The following is a 14,278-nucleotide window of genomic DNA, read 5'->3' as shown; positions in this document are numbered from 1 at the left end:
CGAGGATGAGTTAGCGAGCTGTCACGCATGCGTGGCGAGACCCACACCGGGATCGCTCGCTAACTCATGGCGCGGCGTCCTCCCCCTCGAGGGGGAGGAAAGTGGGGTGTGCGCGTCCACGTCATGGAAGATCGCGCAGCGGAAGCTACGCGGGTGATACGTCACGACCGTCGGCTCTCAATCGTCGAGGTCGAGGTGATCGCGGCGGCGTGCACGGCGGCGTGGCTTTGCCGTATCGGACGACGTCTCGGTCCACCGCTCGTAGCGGACGCCGGGAAAGAGAACGATGTCGGCGGACCCTCTCCCCTCGCGTCTTGCTGTGCCTTGGCGACAGCCGAACGCCGGCTGCCTGAACTCCAGAATGCTGGCCATCGCGTGGCTCCCCCTGCATCCTCGCGTCTGTCGCCCGGTCCCTCGTCGGGCGTTCCGCATCGTCGCGGATACATCTATGGGGCTCCTGCTTTGGTTAACAAAAGGTTAACGCAGCGCACGCTACAGCGAAGGCGTGTCCCGTATGCCTCAGATCTCTGCCAGCCATCCCTCGAGGCCGTGCACACCGTCGCGCGCCTCGACCTCGACGATCCAGAGATCGGGATCGGTGCGGGCCTCGCGCTCCAGCACACCGTCGACCTCGGCGTCGGGACGCGCCGCACCCTTGAAGAACGCCACCCAGCGACGGTCGGTCTCGAGGCCCGACAGCGATGCAGGCGCGGGGCCGTAAAGCAGCGACGTGCCGTCGAGGCGATTGATGCGGATGTAGATGGCACCGGCGTCGTCATCGCCGTGGCGAACGATATAGGCGTGCCGGCCGCCGCCTGCCGAGCGGCGCACGTAGGCCTTGACCCAGATTTCGGATTTGAGCCGCATCGCTCCGGCCTTGCTTCGGGATGTTGGGGCTCGCCCGTGGACGCGGGCGCCGTCCGGCGGCTCCGCCCTTTTGACGAGACCGATGATTCACGCTTCGGACTGATAGGGTCCGAAGCGATCATGGTCACTTGTTGGACCAATGATTCACGCTTCGGACCGATAGGGTCCAAAGCGATCATGGTCTAGTGCTTGGCCGCCTGCAGCGCGTCGCTCGCCAGCCCCGCGAGCTTTGCCAGGAGCTCGCCGGAGATGCGGCCCGTTTCCTTGAGCTTCCGGTCTATCTCGAACCTCCGGATCGCACGTCTGGTGGCGTCGTTCAAGCGTCCGTCGGGCACGGTGGTGAGGTAGCCGAGCTGGCGGAAGGCCCGCTGCACCGCGCGGATGACCGCCTCGGCCTCCGGGCCGGGGGGCGTGCGGTCGCCCGCGCCGGACGCCGAAATGTCGGACGAACCGAGGACGAGATGCTGCAGCAGCGCCGGGCGGGGCTCGCCGGTCAGGGGCAGCCCCGAGTCGGCCTCGTAGGCCATGATGGCGCCGCGCGTGACGAGCCCTGCGACGCCGTCGACGGCGCCCGTCTCGTAGCCCTTGGCCTTGAGCTCGCGCTGGATGGCGCGGACGAGATCCGTGCGGTCCGCGGTCTCGGGCAGCGGCTTCACGGCACCCGTCTCCAGGCGCGGGACGACGGCCGACGGCCGAGTGGACGATGGCGCGGGGGCGGTGGCAGGCGGCGCGTCGTGGCGGCTGCTCCACCCCGACGGCGCGGCCGACGGAGCGTCGGTTGCGGGCGCAAGCCCGGCCAACTGGCGGGCGGGCGGCTGAAGCACGAAGATGTTGGTCGCCATCGCACCCGTGAGGAGGGCAAACATCAGGAACGCAAACCTCACAGCAGATGGCGTCATCGTGGGGCCTGGCCTCACTCGTCTTGTCGGGCGGCGGCAGTATCGTGGGGCGGCTGTTAAGATTGCCTTAACCTGCTCCAAAGCCCATAAAATTCGTCTCAAATTTTCCGATAACTCTTTTAAAGATCGTCTTAAATTGTCGCTCCGGCGGCCGGTCTTCCTCAAAATTTTTGCCGTAGCGTGCGGGACATCAGGGGTTTCCAGACCCGCATCGTCCACGACCGGAGTTGCCGCTCGCCATGTCCTTGTTCCGGATTGCCGTCGTTCTCTCGCTCGGCGTCGCCGTGATGCCGTCCGACCAGGAGCAGCAAGAGGCGCTTTACGAGCGCGCGGCCACGGCCGCGCACTGGACCATCACCTACTGCGACCGCAACGGGCGCCAGTGCGAGATGGCGGGCGAGTTCTGGGACGCCTTTCTGCGCAAGGCCCAGTTCGCCGGCAAGCTCGCCTACGACGTGGCGATCCGCACCTCGCTCGAGGGCGCTCCGACCGGCGCTCCCGTCCCGCAGCTCGCGAGCGAGCGCGGAACGCTCAAGCCCGAGGACCTGAGTCCCGTCTGGCGCGCCGAGGTGCGGGATGGCGATATCTGACGGCGACGTGACGCCCTGAGGGCCCGGTAAAACCGGTTCCCTCGCCCGCCGGAAGCCCTATATGTGCTCTGTCGGCCGCATGGGCCGCCGGAGGACATTCGCACGCATGACCATCGCCCGCCTCCAGTCGGATTTCGAGCTCCTGGACGACTGGGAGGACCGCTACCGCTACATCATCGAGCTCGGCCGTACGCTGCCGCCGCTGCCCGACGCGCTCCGCACGGAGGCAACGAAAGTGCGCGGCTGCGCGAGCCAGGTGTGGCTCTGGAGCGAGGCACGGCCGGGAGAGAACGGTACGGGGCCCGTGTTGCATTTCCAGGGCGACAGCGACGCGCACATCGTGCGCGGCCTGATCGCCATCCTGTTCGCGCTCTATCAGGACAAGCCCGCGCGCGAGATCCTCGCCATCGAGCCGGAGGCGGCGTTCCAGGCGCTCGGCCTCAAGGAGCATCTGACGCCGCAGCGCTCGAATGGCCTCGCGTCGATGGTGGCGCGCATCCAGTCCGACGCCCGCGCGGCGGTGGCGTGAGGCGCCCTCCACTCACCCGCTCGCTCTTGGAAACTTTGTCTGGATCCCGGCCTCACCGGGATGACGGCAGTGCGCCGTCGGCGGCGTCCTCGGTGCCGTCGATGGCGGGGCGGTAGTCGGCAGTGCCCCAGTGGCGGACGCGCGCGACATGCGGCGTCGATGCAGCGGCCGGTGAGGTGAAGCCGTAGTGGCGCGCGAGCGCGGAGAGGGCCACGCCGAGGACGATCTTGCCCGAGCGCTGCGGCCAGCCGGCCTTGCGCTCGGCATCCTCGAGGCCCTTCAGGTGGCAGCACACGTCAATGAGGATGCCCGAGAGCTCGGGGCCAACGGCGGACAGCGCGCGGCGCACACGCTCACCGGCGGCGATGACATTGTCCGCGAGCTCAACGCCGGTGCCCGGTGCGCTGCGCCGGCCTGCCCCGGCGCTTGCTGACAAACTCCAGCTTTGGGTGACGCTGGGCTGCATCTGCGCGAACCAGAAGTCGGCGCGCAGCTTCTCGCCAGCGTTGAACTGCGCCTCGCTGATCAGCGGGTTGCCGTCACGGTCGGGGCGGTTGAACAGCCAGGCGATGGGGCTTTCGGCGATGTTGCGCACGGGGAGCGCACGATCGGCAGCGGGCTTGTGCGCCTTGCGGGTGCGCGGCGCGCGCACGGGGGCCTTCGGCAAACGGGTGCTCGCGGGATTGCTCATTCGTGGCCTCGGGATTTCAGATGCCGTGATGCCCGTGGATGAGGTCGCGTCCCACCAGCGTGGGTACGATCCATTCCATCAATTCCAGCGCGCGGTCGAACACGGGGTCGTCGCGGCGGTCCTCGATCACCGCGCAGGCGTGGGCGACGGTGGTGCGGTCGCGCGCGAAGATCTGGCCGACGTCGGTCAGGTTCCATCCGCAGGAGACGTGGGCGACGTACATGGCCGCCTGACGCGCCAGCGCGACCGGCGCCTTGCCGCGCGATGCCTTGCCGAGGTCGTCGCGCCGCACGCCGAACACGTCGCCGATGGCCGCCTCGATCAGGTGCCGCACGCGGTCGGCCTCGGTCTCGGGAAGGCGGCTGAGCGGCCGTTCCCCGCCGTCGGCCACGGCCGGCAGGCAGATCTCGCGCCCGCCCTGCGAGGCGATGAACCACGCGGCAAGGCGGTCCCGGCCGGCCCGCGGCGGCGCGGCACACTCAACGGCGGCTCTCAGGCTCATGCGGTATCGTCTCCCGATCTCGATCGCCCTTCACGCCGCCGATCCTACGCCGTGACGCGATGCGGCCCACGTCGAAACTAGCGGAGCAGTGAACGGCGAGGATAAGTGCGCCACCCGCTCGCGCTGCAGCGCAGCTACCGCAAAGCAAAAAGGGCGCTGGCCCTGCGGCCGCGCCCTTGCGTGTGCTTCGATCTGTGTGGCGCGCTATTTCTCGCGCCGCGTGCCAAGGCCCATCTTCTTGGCGAGGTCCGAGCGGGCGCGGGCGTAGTTCGGCGCCACCATCGGATAGTCGTGCGGCAGGCCCCACTTCTCGCGGTATTCCTCGGGCGACAGGTTGTAGTGGGTGCGCAGGTGGCGCTTCAACGACTTGAACTTCTTGCCGTCCTCGAGGCAGACGATGTGGTCGGGCATCACCGACTTCTTGACCGGGACCTTCGGCTTCAGCTCCTCGCGCTCCGGCTGCACAACGGTGCCCGTGGCGCGACTCAATGCGGCATGGGTCTCGTTGATGAGTTGCGGCAAGTTCTCCGCACCGATCGTGTTATTGCTCACGAACGCGGAAACGATCCTCGCAGTCAGCTCGACCAACTCCGGCTGGGCCCCGTCTTCCATCGCTGCTTCCTTCCAAACGGGCCCGCAACGCAACCGCGGACGCCGAAAACTACATCCAATAAAGTCAACTCAAGGCTATTTATAGTCTTTCCGCAATAGACTCAAGCTGACCCCAACATCATCCGGCCGGCTTGCTCAGTGTGTGATGCGGTGCGGGCAATCTATGCCGCCCGCGTCTTTGGACATCATTCCATGTTTGATGTCAACGCCGGGGCTGCAAATCCTGAGCAAATCCCTAACTGCGGCAAGACATATCCTCTGCCTTGCGAAACGCGCGATTGCTGCTGCTTCCATTTGGATGTGGCGCACCAGCAAGGTTTTCTCGTGTGATCCTGCCGCCCCGTGCAATAGATCGCGGACCGCGCGAGCTTGCTTGCAGCTCCAATCCTTCGTTAAGATTGAAAGGTACGATGCATTTTTGGGCACGTTGCCTCGCGGCTGCCGGAGTGCATTTTTGGGCGACTGGTAAATCACGCCGCCCCGGATCCGGGGCCTGGCTTCACAACCGATCTCGTCGTCGAAACCCGTTGCCTCGCCTCCCCGCTCCCCTTAGGGGACGACGGTCCCAAGCCCTACGGAAGGTTGCCGCCAATGCATGGCCCCGTCTCGCGCGCCGCTCTCCCCTCCCCGCCCGTCGCCCGGCGCCAGCCCGTCACCGCGACGCACCATGGCGTCACGCTGGTCGACGACTACGCGTGGCTGCGCGCGGCCAACTGGCAAGAGGTGATGCGCGATCCCTCCGTGCTCGACGCAGAGATCCGCGCCTACCTCGAAGCCGAGAACGCCTATACCGAAACGGCGCTCGCCCAGACGCAACCGCTGCAGGCCAAGCTCTTCGCCGAGATGAAGGCGCGCCTCAAGCCCGACGACTCCTCGGTGCCGGCGCCCGACGGGCCGTTCGACTACTACTCGAACTTCGTCGCCGGCGGGCAGTATCCTCGGCTCTGCCGGCGCCCGCGCGGCGGGGGGGACGAGCACGTGCTCCTCGACGGCAATGCCGAGGCCGAGGGTCTGGCCTATTGGGACCTCGGCGGGAAAGCGCACAGCCCCGACCACCGGCTGCTCGCCTATGCGGTCGACGACAAGGGGTCGGAGATCTACACGATCCGCATCCGCGACCTCGCGACGGGCGAGGATCTCCCCGATGCGATCCCCGATACCCGCGGCGAGATGCAGTGGGCGAACGACAGCCAGACGCTGTTCTACATCCGCCTCGACGACCATCACCGTCCCCTCTTCGTCTACCGGCATCGGCTCGGGACGCCGGTCTCGGACGACGTGCTCGTCTACGAGGAGCGCGACATCGGCTTCTACGTGGCGCTGCAGAAGACGCTCTCGGGCAAGTACCTCGCCATCGACGCGCACGACCACCAGACCAACGAGATCCGTCTCATCGACGCGGACGAGCCCACGAGCCTGCCGCACCTCGTCGAGGCCCGCGAGACGGGACACGAGTATCACGTCGACCATCACTGGTCGCACCTCCTGATCCTCACCAACTCGGAGGACGCCGAGGATTTCCGCGTCGTCGCCGCGCCGGTGCATCAGCCGGGTCGCGCCAACTGGCGCGAGATCGTGCCGCACAAGGCCGGCCGGCTGATCCTCGACATGCAGGCCTACGGCGACTATCTGGTCCGGCTCGAGCGCGAGGACAGCCTGCCGCGCCTCGTCATCACGCCGATCACGCCGGGCATCGAGGTCGACCGCGAGATCCTCGATCTCGCCGGCGAGCACCGGATCGCGTTCGCGGAAGAGGCGTACGCGCTCGGCATGTCGGAAGGCTACGAGTTCAAGACGACGACGCTGCGCTTCACATACTCGTCGATGACGACGCCGGCCGAGACCTACGACTACGACATGGCTCAGCGCACGCGCGTGCTGCGCAAGCGCCAGGAGATCCCTTCCGGCCACAACCCGGACGACTACGTCACCCGGCGCCTGTTCGCGCCGGCCAAGGACGGCGAGACGGTGCCGGTCTCGATCCTCTACCGCAAGGGTACGCCGCTCGACGGGTCGGCGCCGCTGTTCCTCTACGGCTATGGCTCCTACGGCATCTCCATCCCGGCGTCGTTCTCGACGGCGAGGCTCTCGCTGGTCGACCGCGGCTTCATCTTCGCCATCGCCCACATCCGCGGCGGCAAGGACAAGGGCTACCGCTGGTACACCGACGGCAAGCACAAGACGAAGCGCAACACGTTCACCGACTTCATCGCGGCGGGCGAGCATCTCGCGGCCGAAGGGCTGACGCGGCGCGGGCGCATCGTCGCCAATGGCGGCTCTGCGGGCGGCATGCTGATGGGGGCGGTCGCCAACATGGCGCCGGACCTGTTCCTGGGCCTGATCGCCGACGTGCCGTTCGTCGACGTGCTCAACACCATGCTCGACAAGGACCTGCCGCTGACGCCGCCGGAGTGGCCCGAGTGGGGCAACCCCATCGAGAGCGCCGAGGACTTCGCCATCATCCGCTCCTACAGCCCCTATGACAACGTCGAGGCAAAGACCTATCCGCACATCCTCGCCTTCGCCGGCCTTACGGACCCGCGCGTCACCTATTGGGAACCGGCGAAGTGGATCGCGCGGCTCAGGCAGCTCAACACGAGCGACAATCTCGTGCTGCTCAAGACCAACATGGAGGCCGGCCACGGCGGCGCGTCCGGCCGCTTCGAGCGCCTGCGCGAGACGGCCATCGGCTACGCCTTCGCGCTCGAGATCGCGGGGCTGGCCGAGGGTTGAGGGGGCTTGCGACTGATCAGTGCAGCGCTTCCTACCTGGAGGCGATGCAGCCTTGGGTAATGTCTCAGGTTGAATTTCGGTTTCGGACCAGAAGGTGACATTGGTGGACACTGTTCCTCACGGAACAGCCGCACACCGCGATTGCGGATAGCCTTGGTCGGAGCGGCACTTTGCGATTTTCCGCCGAGCGTTGGCATCTCGGCTGGACTAGGTATTAGTGCGGCCGGCGATGCAGAGTGCCACGCTGACTGCCCGCGAAGGTCCCCAGTTACGCGACAATGATCTACAGGTTGGTGCATTAGATCGTTTGTACGCATACGGCAGCGACCGCCGACGTTTACGTACTTTAGACGAGCCGAACGCACTGACGGTCAACATCAACCACGAGCGCATGCCGGCGCGGGAGCGCTGCAAATCTATCGCCCATGGGAGATAGAACATCCTGTACGTCTAATCATTTCGCGGGACTACACATGGTCGAGACGTCACAATCTTCGCGTCCGCCCGCCGAGTCGCGCGCACGTCTTTGGGAACGCGGCGTGGCGACTGCCGTGGATGTCCTGATTATCAACCTGGTGATGGCGCTTATCGGTTTGGCTCTCGTGGAGGTGACCGGCGGACGCGTGCGCGTCGCGAGCACAATCTTCAACGTCGTCAACTGCACCAGCAGCGAGTCTGTTCCGGCGGGACTGGCGCTGCCAGACGACTTCGAGGCTGCAAGTGCCCGCAGTTGCACCTGGTCGGTGCTCGGCATCGCCCATGACTGGAAACTCGTTGTGACCGAGAGGACAGCGGCCGGACAGGATTCGAGCGACGTGCGACAGATCACGTTGGCGACCGACGAGACCTGGCGTCCGGCTCGACCCTTCTATCTGGATGACCTGATCCTGGTGATCCTCGCACCGTACCTGATCCTGCTGGAATGGTGGTTCGGCGCAACGATCGGGAAATACGTCGTCGGCATTCGCACCAAGTTGCTGGATGGCGCGACGCTCACGCTCCCGGCTGCCACCAAGCGCAACGTGATCAAGCTGATCGTGCTGGCCGCAGGTGCGGGCGAGATCTTTTTTCGCCGCTTGCCGACAACCGACACACAGGTCTTTAACCTCAAGCTCGTCACCTCGCATGGCATCGACCATCTCGGCGCACTTGCTGACGTGTTGCAATTGCTGCAGCTTGCGTATGTGATCAGCGCCGTCGTATTGGCCGTGCGCCATCGTCGCCTTTTGCATGATCAGTGGGCCGGTACGGACGTGGTCCGGCCCGTCAACGCCACTACCGATTTAGCGCGAGACTGAGCACACCCGAAATTCAGCAATGGGTATGGTGGAGGACAGACGTCCGCTTCGGGTCAATAGCCGAAATTCCATCCGTCCTTGCGGAGCATGGACGGGAGGGGACGGACGCAATTGAATATCGCGTCCGGGTGAGGGGGAGCTGCACGGTTTCAACCTAAATCGGAAGACCGGCTCCGCCGCCCTTGAGATGGCGCGGCCTTTCGGGCATGAACGTCCCAGGGATGAAAGTTAGCCGTCTGAAAATAGGCAGCTTTCGCCCCGGGGAGACGTAAGGGGACGCTCATGTTCGGTAACAAGTCGATGGTTCCGCAGCCCAAGATCTCGCCGGGCGACGACCTCGAGCTCCTGCTGCAGGACGTCAACGTCGCCAGCGCCTCGGCGCGCAGCGCCTGGATCTTCCTGATCGCGCTCGAAGCCTACTTCTTCATCGCGCTCTCCGGCATCAGCCATCGTGATCTGCTGCTCAACACGCCGGTCGCGCAGCCGATCCTGCAGGTGTCGATCCCGCTGCGCTCGTTCATCCTGTTCGGCCCGCTGGTGCTCATCGTGATGCACGCGGGCGTGCTGCAGCAGCACATCATCCTCGCCCGCAAGCTCAAGGCGCTCGATGCCGGGCTTACGCGGCAGGAGGCCATCCCGCTCACGCACCCGGCGCGGCTGCGCGTGCACAGCTACTATTTCTCCCAGATCGAGGCCGGCCCAGAGCAGAACCTCGCGCTGCGCGCCGCCTTCCGGGCCATGGACTGGCTGTTCCTCCGGCTGCTCCCGATCGGGCTCCTGCTCGCGTTCCAGGTCACCTACCTCCCCGTGCACGATGCCGAGATCACGTGGTGGCACCGCGGCTACGTGCTCGTCGGCCTCCTGATCCTGGCCGGCACCTCGCGCATGCTCGCGGGGCTCGAAAAGATCTATCCGGGCACCGAGACGCTTGCCACGGACACTGCGCTGCGGCGCTTCGCGGCGACGTTCGCGGGTAGCCTCGTAATCCTGTTCTCGGTCGCGGTGGCGACCATTCCCGGCGAGTGGATCGACCGCACGCTCGGCGGGGTGGAGGCCGTGGCGGCGCCGGTGCCGTACCAGGGCCTCGGCAACGTCACGCGCACACTGCCGCCAGGCGCGCGCGGCCGGCAGGCATTCTGGCCGACGGCCGTGCTGTTCGAGGGCGAGGTGGACGACTGGACGCGGCGGCCGACGAGCCTCTTCGCGCGCAACCTGATCGTGATGGACGAGGACTTGGTGCCGGACCGGCAAGGCTATGGCAACGAGATGAGCTTCTCGCTGCGTGGGCGCGACCTCAACCACGCGACCTTCGACCGTTCGGACATGCGGCGCGTCGATCTCACGGACACCTCGCTCAAGGGCGCGAGCCTGATCGAGACCAACCTCGAGGGTGCTCGCCTCGTGCGCGTGCGCATGCAGGGGGCGGACCTCTCGCTCGCGCGGCTTGCGGGCGTCACGGCGCACGCGGTGCTGCTCGACGGGGCACGGCTCTGCGAGGGCGACACGCCACTCGACCTGTCGACGAGCACGGGCATCGAGCGCATCCGCTGCACGGGGGGCGGGCACTAGTTGGAAACTCAATCGGCCGTTGTGAGCCGCTGCGATGACGCCTGTTCTCAATCGGCTCGCTGGTGGAAACTTGCGTGGGTTCCGGCCTTCGCCGGAATGACAGAGAGTTTATGGCAGCCGACGTCCACACACTGGACGTCACCCCGACGCAGGTCGGGGCCTACGCAAGCTTCCACGTCAGATCGGCTAGAGGTCTTTCCGACTAGCATGGAAGCATCGCCGAGCCGATCCTCAACGCAACTGTATCCCGGCCTCCGCCGGGATGATGGAGAGATAGGAGCAGTCGGCTCGAGCAGAAATATCATCACTCCGACGCAGGCCGGAGTCCAGATACGTCGAAATCGAGGCGGTGATGTTTCCAATCCAATCGGAAAAATTCTAGAGGATGTCTTCGACGCTTGAGGACGGGCGGGCGTCCCAATCGTGCGGACATCACAGGTCCTTCAGTAGACGATCGACATAGGCGGGGACGACGGCGGTGGCGGGGCCGTAGACGGACTCGGCGAACAGCGAGCAGCCCTCCGACGGCTCGAGGTTGAGCTCGACCGTATGGGCGCCCGAGGCGCGGGCCTCTGCCACGAAGCCCGCGGCCGGATAGACGTTGCCGCTGGTGCCGATGGACAGGAAGAGGTCGGCCGCCTCAAGCAGATCGCGGATGCGCTCCATGTGATAGGGCATCTCGCCGAACCACACGACGTCCGGGCGCATGCCGCCGGCGTTCGTGCAGGCGGGACAGACGGTCGTCAGCGAGAGGTCCTCGGCCCACGGCGCGCGGCTGCCGCAGGCGTTGCAGAGGGCCTGAAACAACTGGCCGTGCATGTGGATCAGGTTTTGCGTGCCGGCGCCCTCGTGCAGCGCATCGACGTTCTGCGTCACGACCCAGACTTCTCCGGCGTGCTCGCGCTCGAGCCTTGCGAGCGCGGCGTGAGCGGCATTGGGGCGGATGCCGGCGTGGGCGCGGCGGCGCATGTTGTAGAACTCGTGCACGCGGGCCGGATTCCTCGCGAAGCCCTCGGGCGTCGCGACCTCGCGGTAGTCGACCTTGGCCCAGATACCGTCCTTGTCGCGGAACGTCGGCACGCCGGATTCGGCCGAGAGCCCGGCGCCGGTCAGAATGACAATCCGCTCCTTGCCCATGGTCCCTTCACGGTCGCGCTGCCTTGCCGGATCATAAACGAAAGGGCGGTCGTCGCGACACGACGACCGCCCTACCCGATACGTTGCGTCTCCGAAGTGCTTATTTCTTCTTCACGTCGACCTTGAACGAGATGCTTGCCTTCTTGTTCTCGGCGCCTGCGCGCGTGATGGTCTGGCCGGTCTTGTAGGACTGCTGGAAACCTTCGATCCTTCCGGTCCTGGTGTCGACCGTGAAATCGAGGTCGCGCTTGTTCGGCAAGCGATTGATGTCGATCGGGTCATCGACGCTCACGTCCTTGTCGATCAGCGACAGGTTGACGTTCACCTTGCCGCCCGAGGCGGGAAGCGTGAGCTTCCAGTTGGGCTTGAACTCGCTCTGGCCGCTCAGCACAGGCGAGAACGCGGCCTTGCCGTCGATCCTGATGCGGGCAAAGAAATCGCCGCTCGAGAGTTCGTCTGCCTTGTCGAGGGCTTGAAAACGCGTGACGGTGACGGTGATCTCGTGGCTCTGAGCAGCGGCGCCGGTGGGCACCGCGACCAGACCCGATCCCAAAGTGGCAATGGCGGCACCGAACGCAACGGCGCGCCGGGACACCGCTCTGCAACGTACTCCAAACATGTGAAACTCCCCTTGAAATGGACGCCGGAGAGCCGGCGTGTCTTGGCGCGGCCGCAAGCGTGCTGCGCATGATACGTCCGGATCGCCCCGGAGATGCTAGCAGCAAAGCCCGCGCGGAGTCGCACGGCCCCGCGTGAATAGCAAATTCGTCTGTGTACTGCCGTTGCCGTTCTGTGACATTGCGGCCGCCCGAAGGGCCCGGCCGCCGGGGCGGCCGGGTGCGGACGAATGCCCTTTGCGGTCAATGCGGCGCTACTGGTTGCGCCGGGAGAAGGACACCGCATAGGCGGCGGGGCGGATCAGGAAAATGCCGTCGTTCTCAGGGCCGGCGATACCGTCCACGACGTTGGTAGGGTCGAACATGTTGGTGTCGCAGGCGGCATCGTTCTCCAGGGCCGCGATGGAAAGCGTGCCGATGGCGACGGACTTGCGGTCCTCCGGCCAGAGCGCGGTCGGGTCGTCGAGAGCGTCGCCGGGCTGGCCGAGGATGGCGGTGAGGTCGAACTCGGCCGAACCCTTGGCTAGGCGCTCGGTCAGCTCCGGCTTGTAGAAGTCCGGCGCCTTTGCCTTCGCCTCCTCGTCGGTGAGGCCGACCTCGCCGCCCTTGGGCATGAGCTGCCATTTGATGATCCGGCTCTGCCCCTCGGCGTTGGTCAGCGTGAAGGTGTGGACGCCGAAGTAGCTCGTGGTAGCATAGCCTGCAGGCACGGGCCCCGCGTTGAGCCAGGTCTTCTGGCGCGTCGATTCCGGGTTGGCGGCGAAGAAGGCGTCGATCTTCGCCTTGTCCTTGGTGGCGATCGTCTGCAGCAGCTCCAGGAACTTCTCCGGCGTCTTGGCGGCAAAGACGGGTGCCGAGATCATCACCATGTCGGTCTGATTGCCGCCGCCGAGGTCGATGTGCAGCGCGAGACCGCGCGCGATGTCCTTCTGGGTGTTGGGGGCCGCCGGGTTGCCGCCGGCCATGGAGAAGCGGCCGACGACGGGCCATGGCCCCTTGCCTGTGAGATGCGGCGCCTTGGACAGCTTTGCCGCCTCGTCGGTCGGCGTGAAGGAGCCTTTGACGCAGACCCCGCTCGGGTGCGCCGCGCGCTTGCCGGGATGCGCGCCGAAGACCGCATTCAAGGCGTTGACGAGGGCTTCGGGGTCGGTATCGGCGCGGGCGCCCGACAGCGGGGCTGCCGTGGCAAATGCGATGGCTATGGCGGCGGCCGCCGCGCAACGACGTGATGGCATGAAGCGGATTCCTTCCGAGGCCCTGGACAGTCGAGAGCGCCGGAACGGCCGCGCGCCAAGGCGGCCCAGTCCATGCGTCCCTTCCCCTCAGGTACGGAAAGCCGGGTGCCCGGTTTCAGGCTGCTCTCGAAATATCTGAAAGGGCGCTCACTCGCGGCGCGGCTGCAGCAGCTCGAGGCTGTCGAACGCCTTGGGCGGCGTGTCGATGGTGCAGGAGCGGTCGTCGGCGATGTCGGTGCAGGTGACGACGACGCCCTTCGGATAGGAGGCGACGTCACGGCACACGGCCCTGAAGCGGCGCTGGTCGTCCGGGCTTTCGAGGCGCTCCAGCGTGTCGACGCCGCAGGACGTGCCGAGATAGAGGAGGCGCCGGATCATGTAGTCGTGGATCTCGGCGGAGGCGGGCCCGCCCGCGACGACCAGCAGGAGGCCGGACAGGGCGCGCCGCTTCATTCCGCGCGCGACCGGAAGGTGCGGCCGTCCGTGTCGTGGGCGACCAGGGATACCGTGGCGCGGTCGTGCCTGGCAAAGCTCAGGCGGAAGCTCGGATCCTCGGAGACGGCAATTCCGCTCTCGATCGACACCAGCGGCTCGTGTCCGACATCGACGTGGATGCGGTCGACGAAAAGCGCCGGCGTGTAGCGGTTCGTCCTCGTGTCGATCTGCATGCCGGAAAAGTTCGGATGGCGGATCTGGACGTGAACCTCGCTCCACAGCGGGCCGCGCGTCGGGTCGTCGGCCACCCTGAGCCGCGTGCGGCCGATACCCGCCATCGCCTCGTCCATGTCCTTGAGCGCGGTCGAGGTGCAACCGCCAGAGCCCGAGATGAACTGGCTCGCCGCATAGAGGGCGCCGTCGCTCGTTTCGAGGATGGCGCGCACGCGGCTCATAGATTCGAGCCGTACGCGCACCTCGATCGTGCGGTCGCCCACGTTCCCGTTGCGATAGGCGTCGGCGAAGCGGAGCACGGCGGCCACGGGCGCCGGGTTCTCATCGATG

Annotated in this window: 16 protein-coding genes; 5 read left to right on the top strand and 11 right to left on the bottom strand. The window is 66.3% G+C overall.

The window, feature by feature from the left end:
- Nucleotides 1–177: 177 nt before the first annotated feature.
- The 3 genes from IT540_RS10820 to IT540_RS10810 all read right to left on the bottom strand — a co-directional run bounded on the left by IT540_RS10820 (nt 178) and on the right by IT540_RS10810 (nt 1,733).
- The gene (locus IT540_RS10820; protein WP_291177129.1) at nt 178–372 is read right to left on the bottom strand and encodes a hypothetical protein; all 195 of its coding nucleotides are present in this window, start codon (nt 370–372) and stop codon (nt 178–180) included.
- Between the two features lie 147 nt (nt 373–519).
- The gene (locus IT540_RS10815; RefSeq protein ID WP_291177126.1) at nt 520–867 is read right to left on the bottom strand and encodes a DUF1491 family protein; all 348 of its coding nucleotides are present in this window, start codon (nt 865–867) and stop codon (nt 520–522) included.
- A gap of 182 nt (nt 868–1,049) precedes the next feature.
- A complete protein-coding gene (locus tag IT540_RS10810) occupies nt 1,050–1,733 on the bottom strand; it encodes a peptidoglycan-binding domain-containing protein (protein ID WP_291177124.1) in 684 nt (227 codons plus the stop codon).
- Nucleotides 1,734–2,005: 272 nt separating this feature from the next.
- Here IT540_RS10810 and IT540_RS10805 point away from each other — a divergent pair, with 272 nt between their 5' ends.
- Both IT540_RS10805 and IT540_RS10800 read left to right on the top strand, forming a co-directional pair.
- A complete protein-coding gene (locus IT540_RS10805; protein WP_291177122.1) occupies nt 2,006–2,356 on the top strand; it encodes a hypothetical protein in 351 nt (116 codons plus the stop codon).
- A 106-nt stretch (nt 2,357–2,462) separates the two neighbouring features.
- A complete protein-coding gene (locus IT540_RS10800; protein WP_291177120.1) occupies nt 2,463–2,885 on the top strand; it encodes a SufE family protein in 423 nt (140 codons plus the stop codon).
- A gap of 52 nt (nt 2,886–2,937) precedes the next feature.
- Here IT540_RS10800 and IT540_RS10795 read toward each other — a convergent pair whose 3' ends face one another.
- From IT540_RS10795 to IT540_RS10785, 3 genes are all read right to left on the bottom strand, one after another.
- Complete coding sequence (locus tag IT540_RS10795) at nt 2,938–3,576, bottom strand: DUF6456 domain-containing protein (protein WP_291177119.1); 639 nt, start codon at nt 3,574–3,576, stop codon at nt 2,938–2,940.
- A gap of 16 nt (nt 3,577–3,592) precedes the next feature.
- Entirely contained in the window at nt 3,593–4,078 is a 486-nt protein-coding gene (locus IT540_RS10790; protein WP_291177116.1) for a helix-turn-helix domain-containing protein, read from the bottom strand.
- A 204-nt stretch (nt 4,079–4,282) separates the two neighbouring features.
- Nucleotides 4,283–4,690 (bottom strand): MucR family transcriptional regulator, encoded by a 408-nt coding sequence (locus IT540_RS10785; RefSeq protein ID WP_291177113.1) that lies wholly within the window; start codon nt 4,688–4,690, stop codon nt 4,283–4,285.
- 591 nt (nt 4,691–5,281) lie between these two features.
- Between IT540_RS10785 and IT540_RS10780 the strand changes: the two genes are divergently transcribed.
- The 3 genes from IT540_RS10780 (at nt 5,282) to IT540_RS10770 (ending at nt 10,290) form a co-directional block, all read left to right on the top strand.
- Entirely contained in the window at nt 5,282–7,423 is a 2,142-nt protein-coding gene (locus IT540_RS10780; RefSeq protein ID WP_291177110.1) for a S9 family peptidase, read from the top strand.
- Between the two features lie 473 nt (nt 7,424–7,896).
- Entirely contained in the window at nt 7,897–8,721 is an 825-nt protein-coding gene (locus IT540_RS10775; RefSeq protein ID WP_291177107.1) for an RDD family protein, read from the top strand.
- A 282-nt stretch (nt 8,722–9,003) separates the two neighbouring features.
- The gene (locus IT540_RS10770) at nt 9,004–10,290 is read left to right on the top strand and encodes a pentapeptide repeat-containing protein (protein ID WP_291177104.1); all 1,287 of its coding nucleotides are present in this window, start codon (nt 9,004–9,006) and stop codon (nt 10,288–10,290) included.
- A gap of 432 nt (nt 10,291–10,722) precedes the next feature.
- On the opposite strand, the gene IT540_RS10765 is transcribed toward IT540_RS10770, so the two are convergent.
- The 5 genes from IT540_RS10765 to IT540_RS10745 form a co-directional block, all read right to left on the bottom strand.
- Entirely contained in the window at nt 10,723–11,427 is a 705-nt protein-coding gene (locus IT540_RS10765; protein WP_291177101.1) for an NAD-dependent deacylase, read from the bottom strand.
- A gap of 100 nt (nt 11,428–11,527) precedes the next feature.
- Nucleotides 11,528–12,046, bottom strand: a complete 519-nt coding sequence (locus IT540_RS10760; protein WP_291177098.1) for a hypothetical protein — start codon at nt 12,044–12,046, stop codon at nt 11,528–11,530.
- 252 nt (nt 12,047–12,298) lie between these two features.
- Nucleotides 12,299–13,279: a catalase family peroxidase gene (locus tag IT540_RS10755; RefSeq protein ID WP_291177095.1), complete on the bottom strand. Its 981-nt coding sequence runs from the start codon at nt 13,277–13,279 to the stop codon at nt 12,299–12,301.
- Between the two features lie 147 nt (nt 13,280–13,426).
- The gene (locus tag IT540_RS10750) at nt 13,427–13,732 is read right to left on the bottom strand and encodes a hypothetical protein (RefSeq protein WP_291177092.1); all 306 of its coding nucleotides are present in this window, start codon (nt 13,730–13,732) and stop codon (nt 13,427–13,429) included.
- The coding region (locus IT540_RS10745; protein WP_291177087.1) for a quinoprotein dehydrogenase-associated SoxYZ-like carrier at nt 13,729–14,278 on the bottom strand (550 nt) is incomplete at its 5' end. The genes IT540_RS10750 and IT540_RS10745, both read right to left, overlap by 4 nt.

This window comes from Hyphomicrobium sp., from assembly GCF_020852195.1.
Lineage (GTDB): Bacteria > Pseudomonadota > Alphaproteobacteria > Rhizobiales > Hyphomicrobiaceae > Hyphomicrobium_C.
This window is presented reverse-complemented; position numbering and strand designations above follow the sequence as displayed.

Coding starts and splice junctions, on each gene's coding strand:
- IT540_RS10820 (WP_291177129.1), bottom strand. CDS start 372: ATGGCCAGCATTCTGGAGTTCAGGCAGCCGGCGTTCGGCTGTCGCCAA.
- IT540_RS10815 (WP_291177126.1), bottom strand. CDS start 867: ATGCGGCTCAAATCCGAAATCTGGGTCAAGGCCTACGTGCGCCGCTCG.
- IT540_RS10810 (WP_291177124.1), bottom strand. CDS start 1,733: ATGTTTGCCCTCCTCACGGGTGCGATGGCGACCAACATCTTCGTGCTT.
- IT540_RS10805 (WP_291177122.1), top strand. CDS start 2,006: ATGTCCTTGTTCCGGATTGCCGTCGTTCTCTCGCTCGGCGTCGCCGTG.
- IT540_RS10800 (WP_291177120.1), top strand. CDS start 2,463: ATGACCATCGCCCGCCTCCAGTCGGATTTCGAGCTCCTGGACGACTGG.
- IT540_RS10795 (WP_291177119.1), bottom strand. CDS start 3,576: ATGAGCAATCCCGCGAGCACCCGTTTGCCGAAGGCCCCCGTGCGCGCG.
- IT540_RS10790 (WP_291177116.1), bottom strand. CDS start 4,078: ATGAGCCTGAGAGCCGCCGTTGAGTGTGCCGCGCCGCCGCGGGCCGGC.
- IT540_RS10785 (WP_291177113.1), bottom strand. CDS start 4,690: ATGGAAGACGGGGCCCAGCCGGAGTTGGTCGAGCTGACTGCGAGGATC.
- IT540_RS10780 (WP_291177110.1), top strand. CDS start 5,282: ATGCATGGCCCCGTCTCGCGCGCCGCTCTCCCCTCCCCGCCCGTCGCC.
- IT540_RS10775 (WP_291177107.1), top strand. CDS start 7,897: ATGGTCGAGACGTCACAATCTTCGCGTCCGCCCGCCGAGTCGCGCGCA.
- IT540_RS10770 (WP_291177104.1), top strand. CDS start 9,004: ATGTTCGGTAACAAGTCGATGGTTCCGCAGCCCAAGATCTCGCCGGGC.
- IT540_RS10765 (WP_291177101.1), bottom strand. CDS start 11,427: ATGGGCAAGGAGCGGATTGTCATTCTGACCGGCGCCGGGCTCTCGGCC.
- IT540_RS10760 (WP_291177098.1), bottom strand. CDS start 12,046: ATGTTTGGAGTACGTTGCAGAGCGGTGTCCCGGCGCGCCGTTGCGTTC.
- IT540_RS10755 (WP_291177095.1), bottom strand. CDS start 13,279: ATGCCATCACGTCGTTGCGCGGCGGCCGCCGCCATAGCCATCGCATTT.
- IT540_RS10750 (WP_291177092.1), bottom strand. CDS start 13,732: ATGAAGCGGCGCGCCCTGTCCGGCCTCCTGCTGGTCGTCGCGGGCGGG.